The organism is Candidatus Nitrosotalea bavarica (genome assembly GCF_900167955.1).
Taxonomy (GTDB): Archaea; Thermoproteota; Nitrososphaeria; order Nitrososphaerales; family Nitrosopumilaceae; genus Nitrosotalea; species Nitrosotalea bavarica.
Genome location: NZ_FUYK01000003.1, coordinates 123,585 through 141,542 on the forward strand (window position 1 = coordinate 123,585; position 17,958 = coordinate 141,542).

Here is a 17,958-nt window from a genome sequence, read left to right on the forward strand (position 1 = left end):
ATTAAAAAATCCTAAAAGTTAAGTTTTATGCGCCGCCAAGTGTAACAATAAGATCTGTGACAAAACCAGCACAGAGGCCAAAGAAAAGCCCAATCATCAAAACATTATTGGATGTCTGTTTTCGCCCGGAATTATACATCAACATTGAGACATAGATTAGCGCACCTCCAGCCATTGATAGAAACAAAATATATGCAACATTTGATACCCATAGACTTCCAAGCATTGTACCCACAAATGTTGGACCACCTCCGATTAATCCCACTTTGGCAAGAAATTTCGCACTTGGTTTTTTCAATATTCCAGTAAGCGGACCGGCTATACCAAAGCCTTCCGTAGTATTATGCGCTCCAAATCCTATTATCAATATGATTGCAAGTCCTATCTGTCCTGCCACATAAGACTGGCCAATCGCCAACCCTTCACTAAAGTTATGTGCGCCAATTCCTATTGCTATCATCATTGCAAGTTTGTATGCACTTGCATCATGGAAAAGTCGGTGAAGATGATCATCACCTTCTTTGAGGTTATCAACAGAGAGTATCTGAGGAAATTGTTTTGTCATAAATTTTGTTTCATACAATACCAGACCTAACAGACCTATTGCTATACCACCAAACATTGCGGCAAGATCAATTACTGCATCACCAATTGGACCTTTTCCAGAAAATGCATCTGTCGCTGCGCTTGATGCAGTCTCATATCCATGACTAAAAACATCAATAATTAAAAATACTAAAATTCCAAGTGCAAATGCATTCAAGAAACCTTTCTTTTTTGAACTAAGGTGTTGTAATACAGCTATAGGAAGACCAAGAAAAATTGTAAAACCTGCTATTGCACCAAGTAACAAAAGTTGCCAATAATTAATCATGATAATTTAATTAGGATAAGCTAACTTATTTAAATCACTGACTAGTTCTATGATTGTAGAATTACTCCCGCGTCGTTTAAATAGTTAGGCATGCCTAATTCAAAAAATATTGAAAAAGAAAGTTCCATTATCGCAACTTAAAAAATATGACATAAATCAAAAAATTCTAGAAGCGTTAGCAGATCTTCAATCAAGGTCAATATTATTTTCAATCATCAAGGAAGGAAAGACAGCACTAGAATTATCAGAAAAATACAGAATTCCCCTTAGTTCTGTTTACAAAAAGATTTCTGATTTAGAGCAACTTGCTCTAATAAGAGTAGACAAATGGGTCTTATCAGATAATGGAAAAAAATTCAAGGTGTACAAGAGCAGAATAAGTCGGGCAGAAATTAGTATTAAAAAACCAGAACCAATTATAATTTTGAGTCCAAATTAAAGCCGATGTTCAAATAGTTAATATTCAAAGAAAACCCACTCAAAAAAGTGAAGAAATACTATTACTTTGCAATACCCGTAATCATAACAATAGCAGCAGTCTATTACATGACAACTCCACATGAAAACAAACAGGATGAATTAACACCTCAAATGCTAGTACAAAATGGATCACCAATACTTGGAGATCCTAATGCAAAGATAACCATCGTAGAGTTTGGGGATTATCAGTGTACATATTGTCATTTATTTCATGAAAACACCAAAGACGCATTACTCCAACAATACGTCGATACCGGAAAGGTCAACTTTGTATTTCGAGACTTCCCACTAAATGGCCCAGATTCAGTATTGGCTGCAGAGGGATCATATTGTGCAGATGACCAAGGCAAGTATTGGCAGTATCATGATGAATTGTACAAAAACTGGGGAGGCGAGAAAACCGGGTGGGTAAATCAAAATTCATTAGACAAATTTGCCACAACAGTGGGCCTTGATTTAGATAAGTTTGATAAATGCATGTCAGATAAGAAATACGAACAAAAAGTGCTAGACAATCAAAAATTCGGTGAGAAAATAGGAATAGATGCAACGCCGTCATTTATCATATTTAGCAGTAAGAATGCGACCAAATTAGTAGGCGCACAACCAATATCAGTATTCCAGCAAGTTCTGGACAAATTCCAAAATAGTTAGGTAATAGTTCATGGTCAAACCCAAGATAGAAAAACAAGATTCTGTAAAATTATACAAGCTACGAAATATGTTAGAAGAATTATCAGATAAAGAAGGACGTGGTACGGAATTAATCTCACTTTATGTCCCTCCAAAAAAGGCATTGCATGAAGTCATAAACAATCTTCGCGAAGAGCAAGGAACTGCAGACAACATCAAGTCAGACCTTACAAGAACGCATGTAGTAGATGCATTATCCAGAGTAATCCAGAGACTAAAACTGTACAAAACATCTCCCGATAAGGGACTAGTCATGTTTTGCGGTGCCTTACCACCAGAAGGCGGAGGACCAATTGGAAGTGAGGTCATAAAATTATACGAGATTGAACCTCCAAAAGAACTGCAGACATTTCTATACAGATGTGATGATCATTTTCACGTAGATCTTCTCAAGGAAATGTTAAGAGATGACAACATGATTGGATTTTTAGCAATTGATGCCAAAGACGCAGGCTGGGGATTATTGCGCGGTAACAAATTAGATGTGTTATCAGAGACATCATCAGGTGTTGCAGGAAAACATAGACAGGGAGGCCAGTCTGCTAGAAGATTTGAAAGACTCAGAGAGATGGAGCTTAATGATTACTATAACAGAGTAGCTCATACAACCCGAGAATATTTTATTGATATTTATCCAGTAAAGGGTCTCATAGTTTCAGGACCCGGACCTACAAAAGAGACTTTCTTGAGAGAAAACTATCTAGAATACAGACTACAAAATAACATTCTTGCAACTCTGGACTGTTCTTATGCAGGTTCAGAAGGAGTACGCGAGGCATTTGCCAAAGCCCAAGATGTTCTTACAGATTATAGAATGGTTGAAGAAAAGAAGATGGTAGAAAAACTATTCGGTGACATACACTTCTCAAGAGGTCTTGCCACTTATGGCCTCAATGAAATTATTGATCTTATGAAAAGAAACGTTGTAGAGACTGTACTAGTTACAGATGACACCAACCTGCGAAAGATTGACATCACATGTAGAAGATGCCAGAATCTCCAGACGGAGATTCTAGAGCGTCCAAAGGTTATTCCAAGATTACAACAACTACTAAGTCAGCCTTGTCCTGGCTGTAAAAGCATGGACTTGGAATCAACTGAACGTGACATTGTAGATTATCTAGATCTTCTTGCAGGTCAAACAGGTGCAAAAGTTGAGGTCATTACCGGATCAACTGAATATGGTGCAATGCTTTCAAGCATAGGCAAAGTTGGTGCATTTTTAAGATACAATCCCAATCAGTAATTTTTTAAAATATTAGTTATAATGAAATAAACTTTTGATAGAAAATTAAATTCAATCGTAGTATACAGATAGCATTCAATAAACAGTAAATATCATTTAGAATTAAGATCAGTCGTGCATTTTTGGTTAGGATCATATTGTAATGTTCAAAATGTTGACACATTATCATATCCAACTCAAGTCACTGCAATTTCAGATATAATTACACTTGTATCAGATCTAGGAAATAACATTCCCGATAAATCATGGATGCTCTATCTTTTGGAATTATTTAATGCGCAACAAATTCCTGTTGAACTAAATCTGATTTGTTCATTTAATGATGATGGTAAATTTCATGCTATATTCGGAGGAGTAAATCAATACGAGTTTAAGATCAAACCAATAATTGGACATTCATATCTACGCCAAATCATCATGGAATCAGTAGAACAGAGGATTTCATACCATCTCAAAGATGAGACAACAGGTGAGACAGATTCATTTACGTTACAGCAAAATAAAAATTTGTTTGATTTTACTATAACAAAGAATTTCACAGGACTTGAATGGCATAACAAAGTAGGAAATACTCCATATCCAATCAGATATGAAGTAAAAATATCACATCTTGCATATGGAATAAATGATAATCATTCAGATTTGCAATCTTTAACATATTTTCCGTATAACCAATTATTACCAGATGATGAAGGACTTGCAAGGCAGTATCCAGTATCGCTTGATAATTTTGAAATCAAGAATGGATTTATTACATATGAAATTGTGGATGGTAAATATAATTCAGGAATCATAAACAGATTTCTAAAACCATACCTCTAAATATTTTAAGATTTCACGCAAATTCATGGAGCATGTAACACCAGAAGAATTTGATTCAAAAGTATTAAAACCAGACAAAAAGACAGTCGTTCTATTTTATGCAACATGGTGTCCATATTGTACCAATTTCAAACCAACTTTTGAATCTGCAAAAATTGAAAAGGCAGACAAGATTGGATCAATTATTGATGAGGATGAAAATCCACTCTGGGACAGATTCAATATCCAGGCAGTTCCCACAATGCTGGTATTTCAAAATGGAAAAATAATTTCAAGAAGAGATGCCAAGAAACATGTCGGTCTTACAAAATCAGACATGGATTCAATCGTTACAGAATTATCTTGACAACATATTGTTTCTAATTGCTTTTGCCAATTCGTCAAGATCATCATTTGCGCTAATCATTCTTCTTGCCCAGGAATTTCCTATCTTGTGATATCTTGGAATAATATGAACATGCACATGTGGAATAATCTGGTTGGCGGACTTTCCATTATTTTGTCCAATGTTAAATCCATCTGCTCCTGTCGCTGCAAGAATACTACGTGCTATGAGAGGAACTCTAGAAAATAGTGCTCCAACTTCATCATTTGGCATGTCAATAATTTTTTCATGATGTAACTTGGGCATGACTAGTGAGTGTCCCTTCTGTATTGGATACTTGTCCATAATTGCAATGTGGGATTCATCTTCAAATATAATATGAGCATCTTGTTTTTTATTAATAATATTGCAGAAAATACAGTCCATGCCTTTTTGCACAAAGTATTTTATTTATACTCACCTTCATGAGATCTTAAAATTATACTCGTCCATGTCAGATACTGTTATTTAGGGTAAAATTTTGACTTGTATCGTCAAATGGGCAAAAAAGATAGAGAAGAGCGAGTGCAGGAAAGAGAGAGTTTTTACCAAAAGCGACAAAAGACCCAATTTAGGAACAAGGCAATAGCAATAGGCATTTTAGCAGGAATTGTCGTAGTACTTGGAATATCAAGTTATAATTTCTACATATTATCTTCACAAGTAACACCAAGTGGAATGCCACCCGGCTCAGGTACTCTTGGAGGAATTCACATTCATGCAGGACTATTGACTATGATTTACGGTCAACAATTTGATTACTCATCTACAGCTTACCAGATAAAAAATCCATACATTAGTTTCCAAAAAGGAAATGGTGAAACAGTGCACATGATGGCAACCAATGTTACAATGGGATTTCTCTTTAGCTCACTAAAAATTGGATTGGATGACAAGTGCTTTACATTCCCAGACCAACGTGCATTTTGTACAAATGACAAGTACACACTAAAGTTCTATGTTAATCATCATGAGGTACCAGATCTGAAAAACTATGTCTTCAAAGACCAAGATAGAATGTTGATATCATATGGCAATGAGAATGACACTCAGATAAATGCCCAGTTGGCCAAATTAGACGGATTCAAACTAATAACTTAGGATTCAGAGAGTTCGTCTTTTAGTGTCCTGAATTCATCCAAAGTAATTTCCCCTTTTGCCAATCTATTTTTGAGGATTGTCATTGCATAATCCCAATCATGTTTCTCGAGTGTAGACTCTATTGGCATTGGTGCATCTTTTCTTGTTTCAGTAGCCCTACTTGGAGTTTTTCGTTTCTTTCTAAGATAAAGAATGGTTACAACTATTCCAACTCCCACAAGGGAGATCATTGGATATAGCATGGTACTAGTAGCAAAGTTTGTAGAGCCACTTGACGCCAAATTATTTTTCTGTACTACCATAGATTTTTGTGCACCCAGATTAGCTGCCATATCATTCACCCCAATGCTTTCATCGAGTTGAATAGTTTGCTGAGTATTTTGTGGCAGATTAGGCGATTGGTTAGAGGATGGATTAGAAGAAGGGTTAGAATTTTGTCCGTTAAGTAGTTCTTGTAATTGCCTTGCAGCGGCATATCGTTGTTGAAGAATATCGCTTAACGATTGGTTTGAGTTTTGATTAGTTGAACCTGGATTTTGATTAGTGGAACTGGTATTTTGTTCAGCAGGGGCAGTTGGAGGTGGTAGTGTAAACAAAGTAGATGCAGTGGAAGGAAGACTCGTGCCAGCAGCGTTTATTGTCGATACTCTATAGGAGTGTTCCGAGTTTGGAATCAGACTCATGTCTTGATAAGTTGTTGTTTGCAAGTTTGCAATAAGGTTAAAACCGCTTCCGTCATTTCTTTCGATTTCATATCCCGTAATAGGTAGACTCCCGTTGTTTTGAGGAGGTAACCAACTAAGATCAATTTCAGTGGGAGAGGAAGACGTAGCTGTCATGTTAGTAGGCGGTGATGGTGCAAGAGATGAACCATCAGGCGAAAACGCAAAACTGACCGTTTTACCATCTATTTTATTTGCAACAAAGGCAGTTGCATTGTATAATCCTTTTAGTGAAAATATTTGCTGATTGCTTGGAAGACTAGTATCAACGCTTACCTGAAATGCATTATTGTTATCAGCGGTTCCCGATACTAGTAATACAAATTTGTTAGTTGGATCAAAAATTAGAATGGTGACATTATGAGGATCAGTACTTAACGTAGTACCAGAAAATTGTATCATGTCTCCGGCTTTGTAAAATGATGAGCTGGTTTGAAGCGAGGTCACTTCGGCATGAACAGGAATTATGACAGATGTGGAAATAACGGATAAAATTACAACGAGATATATCTGATTTTTATTCATGTCAAGAATCCATTGAATTTAACTATTAAAAACTCAGTAGAATTGTAAAGAAGTGTTAATTAAACTAAAAAATCTTGACAGGAAAAGTCATGGTTTTCATCCTAGAAGGTATAGAACGTAATGCGTAAACTGCATCTGCTAATTCGTACAAGTTAATTACTTTTTCCACATTTTTTGCCAAGTTTCAGCAAATTTGTTCATTGCTTCGCCATATGTTTTTACTTGATACATGCTAGATTGATTGAGTATCCTTTGCCAATCATCACCAAATTGTTTGAATGCGTTAATTCCTGCGTCGCTCATAGATTTTTTCCAATTCTCAGTAAACTCTCTCACGGTTTTATCATTAGTGTCTTTCAATGCATTTGCCATGGCGTCTTTATAGTTTGATTGAACATCATTAGTTGCCCTCTGAAGAGATTCAAAGGCGCCCATCCATGCCTTGAGCGATTTATTATAGTCAAACCAGAATTTATCCCAATCTTTAGGTGGATTTTGTTTTGACATGTAATAGAATTGTCTTATTACTTGATAAGACTATTGATGATTATCAGGAATATCACTTTTGGACGTTTAACTTGATGTTAATGCGTAGATTCAAAGAAATGATAACAATCAATTTAGATTGAAAATATACTAAACCCCAAGTAGAACAGTACGAGACATACGATCTCATGCGTGAAAATTTCTAGTATGTATAAAATAGGGGATGTAAAAGATAGTGACAATAATGGAGATATCAAGTAGAAACGTAGTAGAAGGTACAGCGAGGGCTCCACATCGAGCCATGTACAAAGCAATGGGTCTAGATGATAATGATTTAGGAAAACCATTCATTGGAGTATCACATAGCGGAAATGAAGCTACACCGTGTAACATCCATCTTGGGAGATTGGCAACTCATGCAAAAGCAGGAGTAGAAAGCGCAGGAGGTACACCAAGAGAATTTTCAACAATTGCCGTAAGCGATGGAATTGCAATGGGGCATGAAGGTATGAAGTCATCTCTGGTCAGCAGAGAAATCATTGCAGATTCAATTGAATTAATGGTAAGAGCCCACCAGTATGACGGACTGGTTGGAATTGCAGGTTGTGACAAGAGTCTTCCAGGTACTATGATGGCAATGGCGCGTCTCAACTTACCATCAGTCTTTGTTTATGGAGGTACAATAATGCCAGGAGTTTACGAGGGAAAACAAGTAACAGTTCAAGATGTTTATGAAGCAGTTGGCGCATATGATGCAGGTAATTTAACATTAGAGGCACTGAAAAATTTAGAAAACGTAGCATGTCCAAATTCTGGTTCATGTGGAGGAATGTATACTGCAAATACCATGGCATCAATTAGTGAGGCAATCGGAATAGCACTTCCAGGAAATGCATCGCCACCAGCAGAAGATCCAAGAAGAGAAAAAATGCTTTACGAAAGCGGAAAAGCTGTAATGAATTTACTTGAAAAGGGAATAAGACCAAAGGATATTTTGACATATGAAGCATTTGAGAATGCAATTACAGTTGCCAATGCAATAGGAGGTTCAACAAATGCAGTATTGCATTTGCTTGCCCTATCACGTGAGATGGGAGTAAAACTAGAACTGGATGACTTTGAGAGAATTAGAAGAAAGACACCACATCTTGCAGACATGAGACCAGGTGGGACATATGTCATGTTGGATCTTGACAAAATAGGCGGAATCCCACTATTGATGAAAAGTTTACAAAAGAAAAATCTCATAAATGAAAATATAATTACAGTTACAGGTAAGACAGTAAAACAGAATCTAGATTCATTACAGATTTCATTTGATGTAAATCAGCAGGTCCTAAAATCAATCGAGTCCCCAATTCATGAAGTTGGAACTCTAACAATACTTAGAGGAACACTTGCACCAGAAGGAGCAGTTGTAAAAGTTGCAGGAGTTCACACAAAAGAGTTTAGAGGAAGGGCCAAAGTATACGACAGAGAAGAAGATGCATTTGATGCAATATCAAAACGACAAATAAAGGAACACGATGTAGTAATCATACGATATGAAGGTCCAAAGGGAGGACCAGGTATGCGAGAGATGCTAGGAGTAACAGCTGCTCTTGTCGGACAAAACCTAGGTGAAAAAGTTGCATTGATAACAGATGGAAGATTTTCAGGCGCAACACGAGGTTTCATGATAGGACATGTTGCCCCAGAAGCGGCGGTGGGAGGAAATATTGCACTAGTCAATGAAGGAGATGAGATTGTAATCAATCTTGAAAAAAACACTATCGATATAATGGTACCAGAAAACGAACTTGCACAAAGAAGAAAAGATTGGAAGCCAAGAAAACCAAATTATGAAAGTGGTGCTCTTGCAAAATATGCATCACTTGTAACTTCTGCCGCTGAAGGTGCAATTACAAAACCAATCTGGTAAATACTAGAATTTTCTAATGCCGATTATTCTGGAATATGGTATTGGCAGAAAAGCCTCAATTTCATACCAATTCTTTTTGCAGTGACAGATACACCATCTTCAAGACCCTTTTGGCATATGATACAGGTTGCCTCTTGTGTAGTTGTTTTTACAGGAGTTTTTTTTACTACAAAATACAGGTCTTGGAATAGCAATGATGTTGCCTTGCCAAACTCTGGAATCAGGATTTGAGACATGTCTCACATACATCCAGATCGCATATAAAGGTACCGTACTATACAGTAATTATCAAATATAGACTTGGCTTAATTTTAAATAGAGAGGTACAATAAGTTCCCTCATGGGTGGCCACATTTGGGCATTCAAGCCTTAAGATAATACCTCTAGACTATACTGGCTCCCAATTTGATCTGTATAATAAAATATCACGTGACTTTGAGTATTCGTTCTTCTTTGAATCCCTTACAGGACCCGAAGAACTATCAGAGACATCTCTAATTGGTTTTGATCCTGCAATAATTATCAAGGGGTATTCTGACAAAGTTGTGCTCCATTACAAAAGTGGAGGTGCCATGACAATTCAAACAAAGGATCCCTTGTCTGAAATCAAGAAACTAGTCTACAAGATACATGATCAAAAGTATCGATATGTTGGAGGGGCAGTTGGAATTATCAATTATGACGCAATCAGATTGTGGGAAGATATTCCAAATTCACACCGAGGTTCTGAAGAGCCCTTGATGGAGTTTGGTATTTACACAGATGGAATTCTTTATGACAACAAAGAAAAAAAATCATTTTACTTTTATTATGATAAAAATAGAATAGATGAAATATCATTCTCAAATGTAGATTGTGGCAAGTTTTCAGCCTCAGAAATTTCAGAGAATTTAGATCAGGACAGATTTGTGGAAATGGTAAAAAAGGCAAAAAAATACATTCATGATGGAGACATTTTCCAAGTTGTACTTTCAAGAAAATTTAATTTTAATGCAGATGGAGATTATCTTAAAGTATACAAAATTCTAAGACAGATCAACCCTTCACCATATCTCTACCACATGAAACTTGGACCGCGGACTATAATCGGTTCTAGCCCAGAGATGCTATTACGAATCACAGGAAATCAAGTAGAGACATTTCCAATTGCAGGAACAAGACCAATTACAAAGGATGAGAAAAAAAACGAGGAGCTAAAAGAAGAGATGTTGCACGATGAAAAAGAATTAGCAGAGCATACAATGTTGGTAGATCTTGGCAGAAATGATATTGGACGGGTATGCAAATACGGCTCAGTGCATGTCAAAGAACTAATGGTAGTCAAAAAATTTAGCCATGTTCAACATATAGTAACTCATGTAGTAGGAATTTTAGATAAAAAATACGACATGTATGATGCCGTGAAAGCAGTCTTTCCAGCAGGTACTGTTTCAGGCGCTCCAAAGATTAGAGCTATGGAAATAATTGATGAATTAGAGCCAGATACTAGAGGACCTTATGCAGGCGCTGTTGGATATTTTTCATTTAATGGCTGTTGTGACTTTGCAATTGCAATAAGAAGCATCTTCATTAATGGTTCAAAGGGATTCGTTCAGGCAGGGGCAGGCATAGTCACAGACTCGATTGCCCACAACGAGTGGATGGAAACAGAACACAAGGCAAACGCAATGATATCAGCTTTGAAGGAGGCATCAAAATGAAATTTTTAATCATAGACAATTATGATTCGTTTGTATACAATATTGCCCAGCTACTCGGAGAACTAAATGTAGAATCAGATGTAATCAGAAATGACAAGATAACAATAGAAGATATCAAAAAAGGAAACTATGACGCAATAATAATTTCTCCAGGCCCTGGGACTCCTGAAGATGAAAAATATTTTGGCATATGTACCAAAGTTATCAAAGAATTAGGGCCAACAAAACCAATACTAGGAGTTTGTCTGGGCCATCAAGGAATCATACATGCATTTGGAGGTAAAGTTGTCAATGCAGGAAATGTAAGACATGGTAAAACAAGCCCTGTAGAATACATCCAGTCTCCACTCTTTGAAGGGGTACAAAATCCGTTCAGAGCTACACGGTATCATTCTCTAGTCGGTGACAAGACAATAATTCCAGAGGATCTTAAAGTGACCGCTGTGGCTCAGGATGACAAAGAGATAATGGCAGTAAGTCACAAAAAATACCTAATTGAAGGTGTCCAGTTTCATCCAGAGTCAATCATGACTACAGAGGGTAAGAAAATTCTAAGTAATTTTATCAAGTTGGTGCAAAAATGATCTCAGAGTATATCACCAAGATTTCATCCAACAAGAACCTCAGCTATGATGAGATGTCTCAGATCATGAAGGAAATTTTGTCTGGAAAAATTTCGGTAGATGAGACAACGAATTTTCTTAGAACTTTGACAGAAAAAGGAGAAACAGACCAGGAGCTTCTTGCAATGCTGGATGAAATGCAAGAAAATGCAATACACATACGTCCCAAAATAGATCAAAACATAATTGATGTTTGTGGAACAGGTGGGGACAGGCTGAGCACATTTAACATTTCAACTTCGGCATCATTTGTAATTGCCGCATCAGGGGTGGTGGTGGCAAAACATGGAAACAAATCATCTTCTGGAATAAGTGGAAGTGCAGATATTTTTGAATATTTTGGATATGACCTAAACATGGAACCAAATAAAGTTCAGGAAATAATTGAAAAATTTGGAATTGGTTTTATGTTTGCGCCAAAGTTTCATCCAGCTATGAAAAACGTTGTAGAGGCAAGAAAAATCATAGGCAAAAGGACTGCATTCAATCTACTAGGACCTCTAACTAATCCCGCATCTGTAAAACACCAGCTTGTCGGAGTATACTCAAAGGAATACCTCAGTCGTGTGATATCACTATTAGAATCAAGAGGATCAGAAAGCGTAATGACTGTAATTTCTGAGGATGGTCTTGATGAGTTATCCACAACATCCAAAAATTACATTTATCAGTTAAACAAAGGCGAAGTAACAAGCTCAGTATTAGATCCCGCAGAACTTGGTTTGAGTAAAGCTAAACTGCAAGATCTTCAAGTCTCAACAAGTGATGAGGCAATCAATGCCTTTGTATCAGTTCTCAATGGAACTGCCAAGAAGTCCATGTTAGAGATAACAGCTCTTAATGCTGCAGCAGGGTTGATAGTTGGCGGATTTTCAGAAAAATTTGATGAAGCATTAAGCATTTCACTTCAGACAATTAAAAAAGGTAAGGCATATGATCTCTTCAGGGATTTTATCAAATATTGCGGAGATGTAACAAAGTTGGAGGCTTTTGAGAAAAAATGAAAGATATGCTAGAAAAACTTGCCAAGAATTCACAAAAGGCAATAAATGAAAAAGTCTATGAAATTAGTTACAAAAATTCAAAGTCAAAAGTAAACATAATTGAACAAATTAAAAACAACAAACATGCGTCTCTAATAACTGAGGTAAAATTCTCATCCCCATCTCTTGGAGACATAAGAGAAATCTCCAACCCAGTTTTAATTGCAAAACAAATGGTAGAAGGAGGTGCAACTGGATTATCAGTTTTGACACAGCCCTACTTGTTCAACGGATCACCAGAATATTTCACAAAAATTCGCAAGCAAGTTCAAGTTCCGCTTTTAATGAAGGACATAGTAGTTGATAAAGTTCAAATTGACGCCGCTGAAAAATTAGGAGCCGATATGATCCTACTAATACAAGCAATATTTGATAAAAATTTTGCAAGTGATATTGACGAGTTTATTGCATATGCACACAAAAAAAATCTGCTAGTATTATTAGAATCCCATACGAAAAAAGAGTTTACAGATTCCGCAAAAACTCTGGCAGACATACTTGGCATAAATAATCGTAATCTAGACACTTTGGAAATTGATCTAGGTACAACGGAGACCATCTTAAAAGATAGAGATGAGAAAAGAATCATAATCTCAGAAAGCGGAATAGAATCATCAAAAGATATTCAATTTCTTCGTAAATGTGGTGCAGATGCATTTCTTGTTGGCAGCAGCATAATGAAGAGTAAAGATATCAAGGGATTAGTATCAGAGTTGGTATTAGCAATATGAAACTAAAATACCCAAAGAATGGCAAATTTGGAGAATTTGGAGGAAGGTACATTCCTGAAACCCTAGTTCCAGCAGTAGAGGAACTAGAAGAGGCATATCTAAAGTATAAAGATGATACAGAATTTAAGAAAGAATTACGCTATTACCTAACACAGTATGCCGGAAGGCCTACTCCGCTTTACCTTGCAAAAAACCTAACAGAATTTGCAGGCGGTGCAAAAATATATCTCAAGAGAGAGGATTTGCTGCATGGTGGTGCCCACAAGATTAACAACACATTAGGTCAGGGTCTGCTTGCAAAGAGGATGAAAAAAAAGAGAATCATTGCAGAAACTGGTGCAGGACAACACGGTGTTGCAACTGCTATGGCATGTTCGGCTTTAGGACTCCATGGCGAAGTATACATGGGCTACAAAGACACTCAGAGACAAAAGCTAAATGTCTTTAGAATGAATTTACTTGGTTCCAAAGTACATCCAGTTAAAGAAGGAACACAGACTCTCAAGGATGCAATCAATGAAGCCATACGTGATTGGATTACAAATGTAAAAACAACTTACTATCTTTTAGGATCAGCTGTTGGTCCACATCCATACCCAGTAATGGTAAGAGATTTTCAATCAGTCATAGGAAATGAAATTCTTGTACAGATGAAGGAATTGGAAAAAAAATCACCAGACTCTGTTGTGGCATGTGTCGGGGGAGGTTCAAATGCAATAGGAACTTTCTATCCATTAATTGATGAAGATACCAAGATGTTTGGAATTGAAGCTGGAGGAGAAGGAATCAAGAGTGGTCATCATTCTGCAACACTGGTAGGCGGTTCAAAAGGAATTCTCCATGGTATGCTCACATATCTCCTACAAGACAAAGAGGGACAAATTAGTGAAACACATAGTATATCAGCAGGATTAGACTATCCAGGAGTTGGACCAGAGCATTCGTATCTAAAAGATGCAAAGAGAGTAAAGTATGACGCAGTAAATGACAAGGAAGCAGTAGAGGCATTTCTTTTACTTTCAAAACATGAAGGAATCATACCTGCTCTCGAGTCTGCACATGCAATTGCATATGCAATAAAAATTGCAAAAAATATGCCAAAGAGTGAGAGTATCGTTGTAACATTATCAGGCAGAGGGGATAAAGACGTAGAAGAAGTTGGGAGATATTTGAGTAAAAATGTCAAGAATAAAAAGTAAATTTCAAGATCTCAAGTCCAAAAACCAAAAGGCCTTGATTGCATATATCATGGCAGGATTTCCAAATGAGAAAGGCACTCTGTCTGCAGTTCGCGGATTAGTAAAGGGAGGCGCAGACATAATAGAACTCGGAATGCCATTTTCAGATCCTTTAGCAGATGGACCTGTAATTCAAAATGCCGGCTTTCATGCATTGCAAAAGGGAATGAATTTTGAAAAGTTTCTCGTTCTAGTAAAAAAAATTCGCAAAGAGACTGACATACCACTTGTTTTAATGACATATACAAATCTCCTTTACAGACAGGGTTATGAGAAATTCATATCCACTGTAAAAAAGGTAGGAATTGATGGTTTGATACTACCGGATATGTCAGTTGATGAATCAAAAGATTTTCTCCAAGCCGCAAAGAAACATAAGATGGATACAATATTTCTCATCTCACCAAATACATCATCTGAGAGAATCAAGAAGATAGCAGGTGTTTCATCAGGTTTTCTATATCTGGTGTCAGTATTTGGAACCACGGGAGGTCAACAACAATTCCAAGATTATACCACACATGCAATCAAGAATGCAAAAAAAATTCTAGATAGTAAAATTCCACTAGGGGTTGGATTTGGGGTAAGCAATCCAGATCAGGTAAGATTCATAATAAAATCGGGCGCAGATGCAATAATTGTAGGAAGTGCATTTTTACGGTTAATAGAAAATGCGCCATCAGAAAAGATCGAAGGTAAAATTGAATCTTTTACAAAGAGCCTAAAGAAAGCTACAATTTCAGAATAAGAATTAAAAAGACCTTCAATCCATCATGAATATGCAGACTGAATCTACAAAATACATTTTTGTAACGGGAGGAGTCATGTCTGGCCTTGGAAAAGGAGTAGTTTCATCATCTATTGCAAAGTTACTTCAGCTTTCTAATCAAAAAGTCTCTTGTGTGAAATTTGATCCATATCTGAACTATGATGCAGGAACAATGAATCCCATTGCTCATGGCGAAGTCTTTGTCACAGAAGATGGTGGAGAGTGTGACATGGACATAGGAAACTATGAGAGATTTCTCAATCAGAACATACCAAGAACTCACAATATAACAACAGCCCAGATTTATTCTAGTGTAATAGAGGCAGAGAGACGCGGGGAGTACCTAGGAGCTTGTGTACAGATAATCCCACATGTAACAGACGCAATCAAAGACAGAATAAGAAAGATAGTCAAAATTGAGGGACTGGATATGTTGGTAATAGAATGTGGTGGAACGGTAGGAGATATTGAAAGTTTACCATTTCTCGAAGCATTAAGACAGATGAGATTGGAGGAAGGACCTGAAAATGTAATCTTTGTTCATGTAACTCTAGCACCTTCTCTTGATGTTGTGGGAGAACAAAAAACAAAACCTACTCAACATAGTGTTCAAGAATTACGGAGAATTGGTATCCAGCCAGATTTACTTGCAGTCAGGTGTACAAGACCGCTTGAGACTGCAGCAAGGAAAAAGATTTCGTTATTTTCAAACGTTACGGAGCGTGATGTATTCTCATGCCATGATGCAGAATCAATTCTTTTGGTTCCACAGATGCTATATGATCAAGGAATAATTGATGTAATATTCAAGAAATTTGGAAAAGTTGGACTGGTTAACACTTCTGCAAACTGGGACAAGTGGAATGCAATCATAAATTCATTTCAAAATACAAAAGAATCAGTCAGAATTGCAATGGTTGGAAAATATGTCAAACTTGCAGATAGTTATGTAAGTGTAAATCATGCCCTAAAACACGCTGGTGCGAAGATTGGCAAAAATGTAGTAATTGACTGGATAGACTCTGAAGAATTAAACGGGGATGTAAACAAACTGGCATCATACAATGGCATAATTGTTCCAGGAGGTTTTGGAGATAGAGGATCAGAGGGAATCATCAGTACAGCAAACTATGCACGAGAGAAAAATATTCCATACCTTGGAATCTGTTTTGGTTTTCAGCTGGCAGCAGTAGCATTTGGAAGATATGTGTGTGGATTGACAAATGCAAATTCTACAGAAATATTACCTAATACAGAAAATCCAATAATTGATCTCTTACCAGAACAAAAATCAATTGAAAACAAGGGCGGCTCATTACGTCTTGGAGCGCATGATATAACAGTTGAAGAGAATACACTGGCATTCAATCTTTACAAATCTAATAAAATACAAAAAAGACACAGACATAGATTTGAATTTAATCAAAAATACTTGGAGATGTTTTCCTCAAAGGGCATGAAGTTTTCAGGGTACAGTGACAACAAAAAACGCATGGAAGTATTAGAGATTCCCACTCATAGGTTCTATCTGGGAGTTCAATATCACCCAGAATTTAGCAGTAGACCGGGCCATCCCGAAGAATCATTTGAGGCATTCATCAGAGCATCTGCCAACGCCTAAGAATTATTTCGGAATTTCATATATTCTCTGACGTGTATCGCGTAGTGAGACTCTACGTTTGACATATCCTTTCTCAAGGAGATGACTCAATGCAAGCCTGACAGTCCTGTCAGGAAGGAGTGTTTTTTCAGCAAGTTCCTTTTGGGTAAGAGAGCCTTCGTATTCAAGTGTCTTTAGTAGCAACTTGGAGCTTGGTGGCATATTCAATAGTTCATCTGCAAGTTTTACTTTTTTGGCAAGAGCTGAAACAGTAGTAGAATCCTTTTTCATTCTAATGACATTTGCAGGTTGTGGAAACTTTGTACAGGTCACAGTCTTGTCAACTTTGAATCTGTCTTTTCCATCAACTATAACTTCACATCTCAGACTAGAAGATATGTCATCTATTTCGATCAAAGTATCCTCAGGAACTATTAGAGGACGTCTTGTGATATCGAGTGAGTTTACCGACACAATACAGAAAACTTTGGAATTTTGATATATTGCAGGACCACCTGCAGACATGGAATATGCAGATGAACCAATAGGAGTTGAGATAATCAAGCCATCACTACTGTCGTGCCAAAGTTCTTCTCCATTTACACGTAAGACATGTTCTACTAGTGTTGCACTCTTTGAAGAAAATATTGCAACATCATTTAATGCAGGATAGATTGGCTTGTCATCAATTTTTACACCAACTCTTGGAAGAGCTTCAATTGAAAAATCACCTTTTTTCAACCTGTTAAGATAGAGTGTAAATTGTTTAAGATCAGTCTGGGCTAAAAATCCGCTTGATTCATACTCGTTTATACCAAGTACTGGAATTGTAGAGCTTGTGATATTATGGAAATATGTTCGAACTCCTCGGTCTCCGCCTGTTACAATAACATAGTCAATGTCTTTTCCTAGAGGTTTTTTTCCAAGAGTGATAGATTCTATCCCATGACTTTCAAGTGAAAGTTTGAGAGATTTTACTGTCTGTTCATGATCCTGACTAAATATGGCAACCTTCACAGG

The 17,958-nt window shown here is 36.9% G+C and carries 20 protein-coding genes; 14 read left to right on the plus strand and 6 right to left on the minus strand.

Annotated features, from left to right (window positions below):
* Nucleotides 1-25: 25 nt before the first annotated feature.
* Nucleotides 26-874: a ZIP family metal transporter gene (locus C0Q33_RS01705; protein ID WP_101476875.1), complete on the minus strand. Its 849-nt coding sequence runs from the start codon at nt 872-874 to the stop codon at nt 26-28.
* Between the two features lie 109 nt (nt 875-983).
* On the opposite strand from C0Q33_RS01705, the gene C0Q33_RS01710 reads away from it, so the two are divergent.
* From C0Q33_RS01710 to C0Q33_RS01730, 5 genes are all read left to right on the plus strand, one after another.
* Nucleotides 984-1,313 (plus strand): helix-turn-helix domain-containing protein, encoded by a 330-nt coding sequence (locus tag C0Q33_RS01710; protein ID WP_101476876.1) that lies wholly within the window; start codon nt 984-986, stop codon nt 1,311-1,313.
* Between the two features lie 47 nt (nt 1,314-1,360).
* A complete protein-coding gene (locus C0Q33_RS01715; RefSeq protein ID WP_245867281.1) occupies nt 1,361-2,008 on the plus strand; it encodes a DsbA family protein in 648 nt (215 codons plus the stop codon).
* A 10-nt stretch (nt 2,009-2,018) separates the two neighbouring features.
* Nucleotides 2,019-3,293, plus strand: a complete 1,275-nt coding sequence (gene prf1, locus C0Q33_RS01720) for a peptide chain release factor aRF-1 (protein ID WP_101476877.1) — start codon at nt 2,019-2,021, stop codon at nt 3,291-3,293.
* A gap of 114 nt (nt 3,294-3,407) precedes the next feature.
* Nucleotides 3,408-4,115: a hypothetical protein gene (locus C0Q33_RS01725; RefSeq protein WP_101476878.1), complete on the plus strand. Its 708-nt coding sequence runs from the start codon at nt 3,408-3,410 to the stop codon at nt 4,113-4,115.
* Between the two features lie 25 nt (nt 4,116-4,140).
* Nucleotides 4,141-4,461, plus strand: a complete 321-nt coding sequence (locus tag C0Q33_RS01730; RefSeq protein WP_101476879.1) for a thioredoxin family protein — start codon at nt 4,141-4,143, stop codon at nt 4,459-4,461.
* On the opposite strand, the gene C0Q33_RS01735 is transcribed toward C0Q33_RS01730, so the two are convergent.
* Nucleotides 4,453-4,866, minus strand: coding sequence for an HIT family protein (locus C0Q33_RS01735; RefSeq protein ID WP_101476880.1), 414 nt, complete (start codon nt 4,864-4,866; stop codon nt 4,453-4,455). The genes C0Q33_RS01730 and C0Q33_RS01735 overlap by 9 nt on opposite strands.
* Nucleotides 4,867-4,977: 111 nt before the next feature.
* Here C0Q33_RS01735 and C0Q33_RS01740 point away from each other — a divergent pair, with 111 nt between their 5' ends.
* Complete coding sequence (locus C0Q33_RS01740) at nt 4,978-5,580, plus strand: protein-disulfide isomerase (RefSeq protein ID WP_133120977.1); 603 nt, start codon at nt 4,978-4,980, stop codon at nt 5,578-5,580.
* On the opposite strand, the gene C0Q33_RS01745 is transcribed toward C0Q33_RS01740, so the two are convergent.
* Entirely contained in the window at nt 5,577-6,827 is a 1,251-nt protein-coding gene (locus C0Q33_RS01745) for a fibronectin type III domain-containing protein (protein ID WP_101476882.1), read from the minus strand. The two genes, C0Q33_RS01740 and C0Q33_RS01745, sit on opposite strands and share 4 nt — an antisense overlap.
* 156 nt (nt 6,828-6,983) lie before the next feature.
* A complete protein-coding gene (locus C0Q33_RS01750; protein ID WP_101476883.1) occupies nt 6,984-7,334 on the minus strand; it encodes a hypothetical protein in 351 nt (116 codons plus the stop codon).
* A gap of 223 nt (nt 7,335-7,557) precedes the next feature.
* Between C0Q33_RS01750 and ilvD the strand changes: the two genes are divergently transcribed.
* The gene (gene ilvD, locus C0Q33_RS01755) at nt 7,558-9,234 is read left to right on the plus strand and encodes a dihydroxy-acid dehydratase (protein ID WP_101476884.1); all 1,677 of its coding nucleotides are present in this window, start codon (nt 7,558-7,560) and stop codon (nt 9,232-9,234) included.
* Nucleotides 9,235-9,257: 23 nt separating this feature from the next.
* Here the strand turns inward: ilvD and C0Q33_RS01760 are convergent, their stop codons facing one another.
* The gene (locus C0Q33_RS01760; protein WP_101476885.1) at nt 9,258-9,470 is read right to left on the minus strand and encodes a hypothetical protein; all 213 of its coding nucleotides are present in this window, start codon (nt 9,468-9,470) and stop codon (nt 9,258-9,260) included.
* A gap of 108 nt (nt 9,471-9,578) precedes the next feature.
* Here C0Q33_RS01760 and C0Q33_RS01765 point away from each other — a divergent pair, with 108 nt between their 5' ends.
* The 7 genes from C0Q33_RS01765 to pyrG are packed head-to-tail and all read left to right on the plus strand — an operon-like array spanning nt 9,579 to nt 16,959.
* Entirely contained in the window at nt 9,579-10,934 is a 1,356-nt protein-coding gene (locus C0Q33_RS01765) for an anthranilate synthase component I family protein (protein ID WP_101476886.1), read from the plus strand.
* A complete protein-coding gene (locus C0Q33_RS01770) occupies nt 10,931-11,518 on the plus strand; it encodes an anthranilate synthase component II (protein ID WP_101476887.1) in 588 nt (195 codons plus the stop codon). Before C0Q33_RS01765 ends, C0Q33_RS01770 begins: the two co-directional genes overlap by 4 nt.
* A complete protein-coding gene (gene trpD / locus C0Q33_RS01775) occupies nt 11,515-12,561 on the plus strand; it encodes an anthranilate phosphoribosyltransferase (RefSeq protein ID WP_101476888.1) in 1,047 nt (348 codons plus the stop codon). Before C0Q33_RS01770 ends, trpD begins: the two co-directional genes overlap by 4 nt.
* Complete coding sequence (locus C0Q33_RS01780; RefSeq protein WP_245867282.1) at nt 12,558-13,331, plus strand: indole-3-glycerol phosphate synthase TrpC; 774 nt, start codon at nt 12,558-12,560, stop codon at nt 13,329-13,331. Before trpD ends, C0Q33_RS01780 begins: the two co-directional genes overlap by 4 nt.
* Nucleotides 13,328-14,530, plus strand: a complete 1,203-nt coding sequence (gene trpB, locus C0Q33_RS01785; RefSeq protein ID WP_101476889.1) for a tryptophan synthase subunit beta — start codon at nt 13,328-13,330, stop codon at nt 14,528-14,530. Before C0Q33_RS01780 ends, trpB begins: the two co-directional genes overlap by 4 nt.
* Nucleotides 14,511-15,317 (plus strand): tryptophan synthase subunit alpha, encoded by an 807-nt coding sequence (gene trpA / locus C0Q33_RS01790; RefSeq protein ID WP_101476890.1) that lies wholly within the window; start codon nt 14,511-14,513, stop codon nt 15,315-15,317. Before trpB ends, trpA begins: the two co-directional genes overlap by 20 nt.
* A 31-nt stretch (nt 15,318-15,348) precedes the next feature.
* Nucleotides 15,349-16,959, plus strand: coding sequence for a glutamine hydrolyzing CTP synthase (pyrG, locus tag C0Q33_RS01795; protein WP_101476891.1), 1,611 nt, complete (start codon nt 15,349-15,351; stop codon nt 16,957-16,959).
* A gap of 3 nt (nt 16,960-16,962) precedes the next feature.
* On the opposite strand, the gene C0Q33_RS01800 is transcribed toward pyrG, so the two are convergent.
* Nucleotides 16,963-17,955 carry a winged helix-turn-helix transcriptional regulator gene (locus C0Q33_RS01800; RefSeq protein WP_101476892.1) on the minus strand — a complete coding sequence of 331 codons (993 nt, stop codon included), beginning with the start codon at nt 17,953-17,955 and terminating at the stop codon, nt 16,963-16,965.
* Between the last annotated feature and the right edge of the window lie 3 nt (nt 17,956-17,958).

What these genes read in the sequence shown, in the direction of transcription:
- C0Q33_RS01780 (WP_245867282.1), top strand. Translation starts at nt 12,558, where the DNA reads ATGAAAGATATGCTAGAAAAACTTGCCAAGAATTCACAAAAGGCAATA.
- trpD (WP_101476888.1), top strand. Translation starts at nt 11,515, where the DNA reads ATGATCTCAGAGTATATCACCAAGATTTCATCCAACAAGAACCTCAGC.
- pyrG (WP_101476891.1), top strand. Translation starts at nt 15,349, where the DNA reads ATGCAGACTGAATCTACAAAATACATTTTTGTAACGGGAGGAGTCATG.
- prf1 (WP_101476877.1), top strand. Translation starts at nt 2,019, where the DNA reads ATGGTCAAACCCAAGATAGAAAAACAAGATTCTGTAAAATTATACAAG.
- trpB (WP_101476889.1), top strand. Translation starts at nt 13,328, where the DNA reads ATGAAACTAAAATACCCAAAGAATGGCAAATTTGGAGAATTTGGAGGA.
- C0Q33_RS01705 (WP_101476875.1), bottom strand. Translation starts at nt 874, where the DNA reads ATGATTAATTATTGGCAACTTTTGTTACTTGGTGCAATAGCAGGTTTT.
- C0Q33_RS01740 (WP_133120977.1), top strand. Translation starts at nt 4,978, where the DNA reads ATGGGCAAAAAAGATAGAGAAGAGCGAGTGCAGGAAAGAGAGAGTTTT.
- C0Q33_RS01770 (WP_101476887.1), top strand. Translation starts at nt 10,931, where the DNA reads ATGAAATTTTTAATCATAGACAATTATGATTCGTTTGTATACAATATT.
- C0Q33_RS01750 (WP_101476883.1), bottom strand. Translation starts at nt 7,334, where the DNA reads ATGTCAAAACAAAATCCACCTAAAGATTGGGATAAATTCTGGTTTGAC.
- C0Q33_RS01735 (WP_101476880.1), bottom strand. Translation starts at nt 4,866, where the DNA reads ATGGACTGTATTTTCTGCAATATTATTAATAAAAAACAAGATGCTCAT.
- C0Q33_RS01760 (WP_101476885.1), bottom strand. Translation starts at nt 9,470, where the DNA reads ATGTCTCAAATCCTGATTCCAGAGTTTGGCAAGGCAACATCATTGCTA.
- ilvD (WP_101476884.1), top strand. Translation starts at nt 7,558, where the DNA reads ATGGAGATATCAAGTAGAAACGTAGTAGAAGGTACAGCGAGGGCTCCA.
- C0Q33_RS01745 (WP_101476882.1), bottom strand. Translation starts at nt 6,827, where the DNA reads ATGAATAAAAATCAGATATATCTCGTTGTAATTTTATCCGTTATTTCC.
- C0Q33_RS01730 (WP_101476879.1), top strand. Translation starts at nt 4,141, where the DNA reads ATGGAGCATGTAACACCAGAAGAATTTGATTCAAAAGTATTAAAACCA.
- trpA (WP_101476890.1), top strand. Translation starts at nt 14,511, where the DNA reads ATGTCAAGAATAAAAAGTAAATTTCAAGATCTCAAGTCCAAAAACCAA.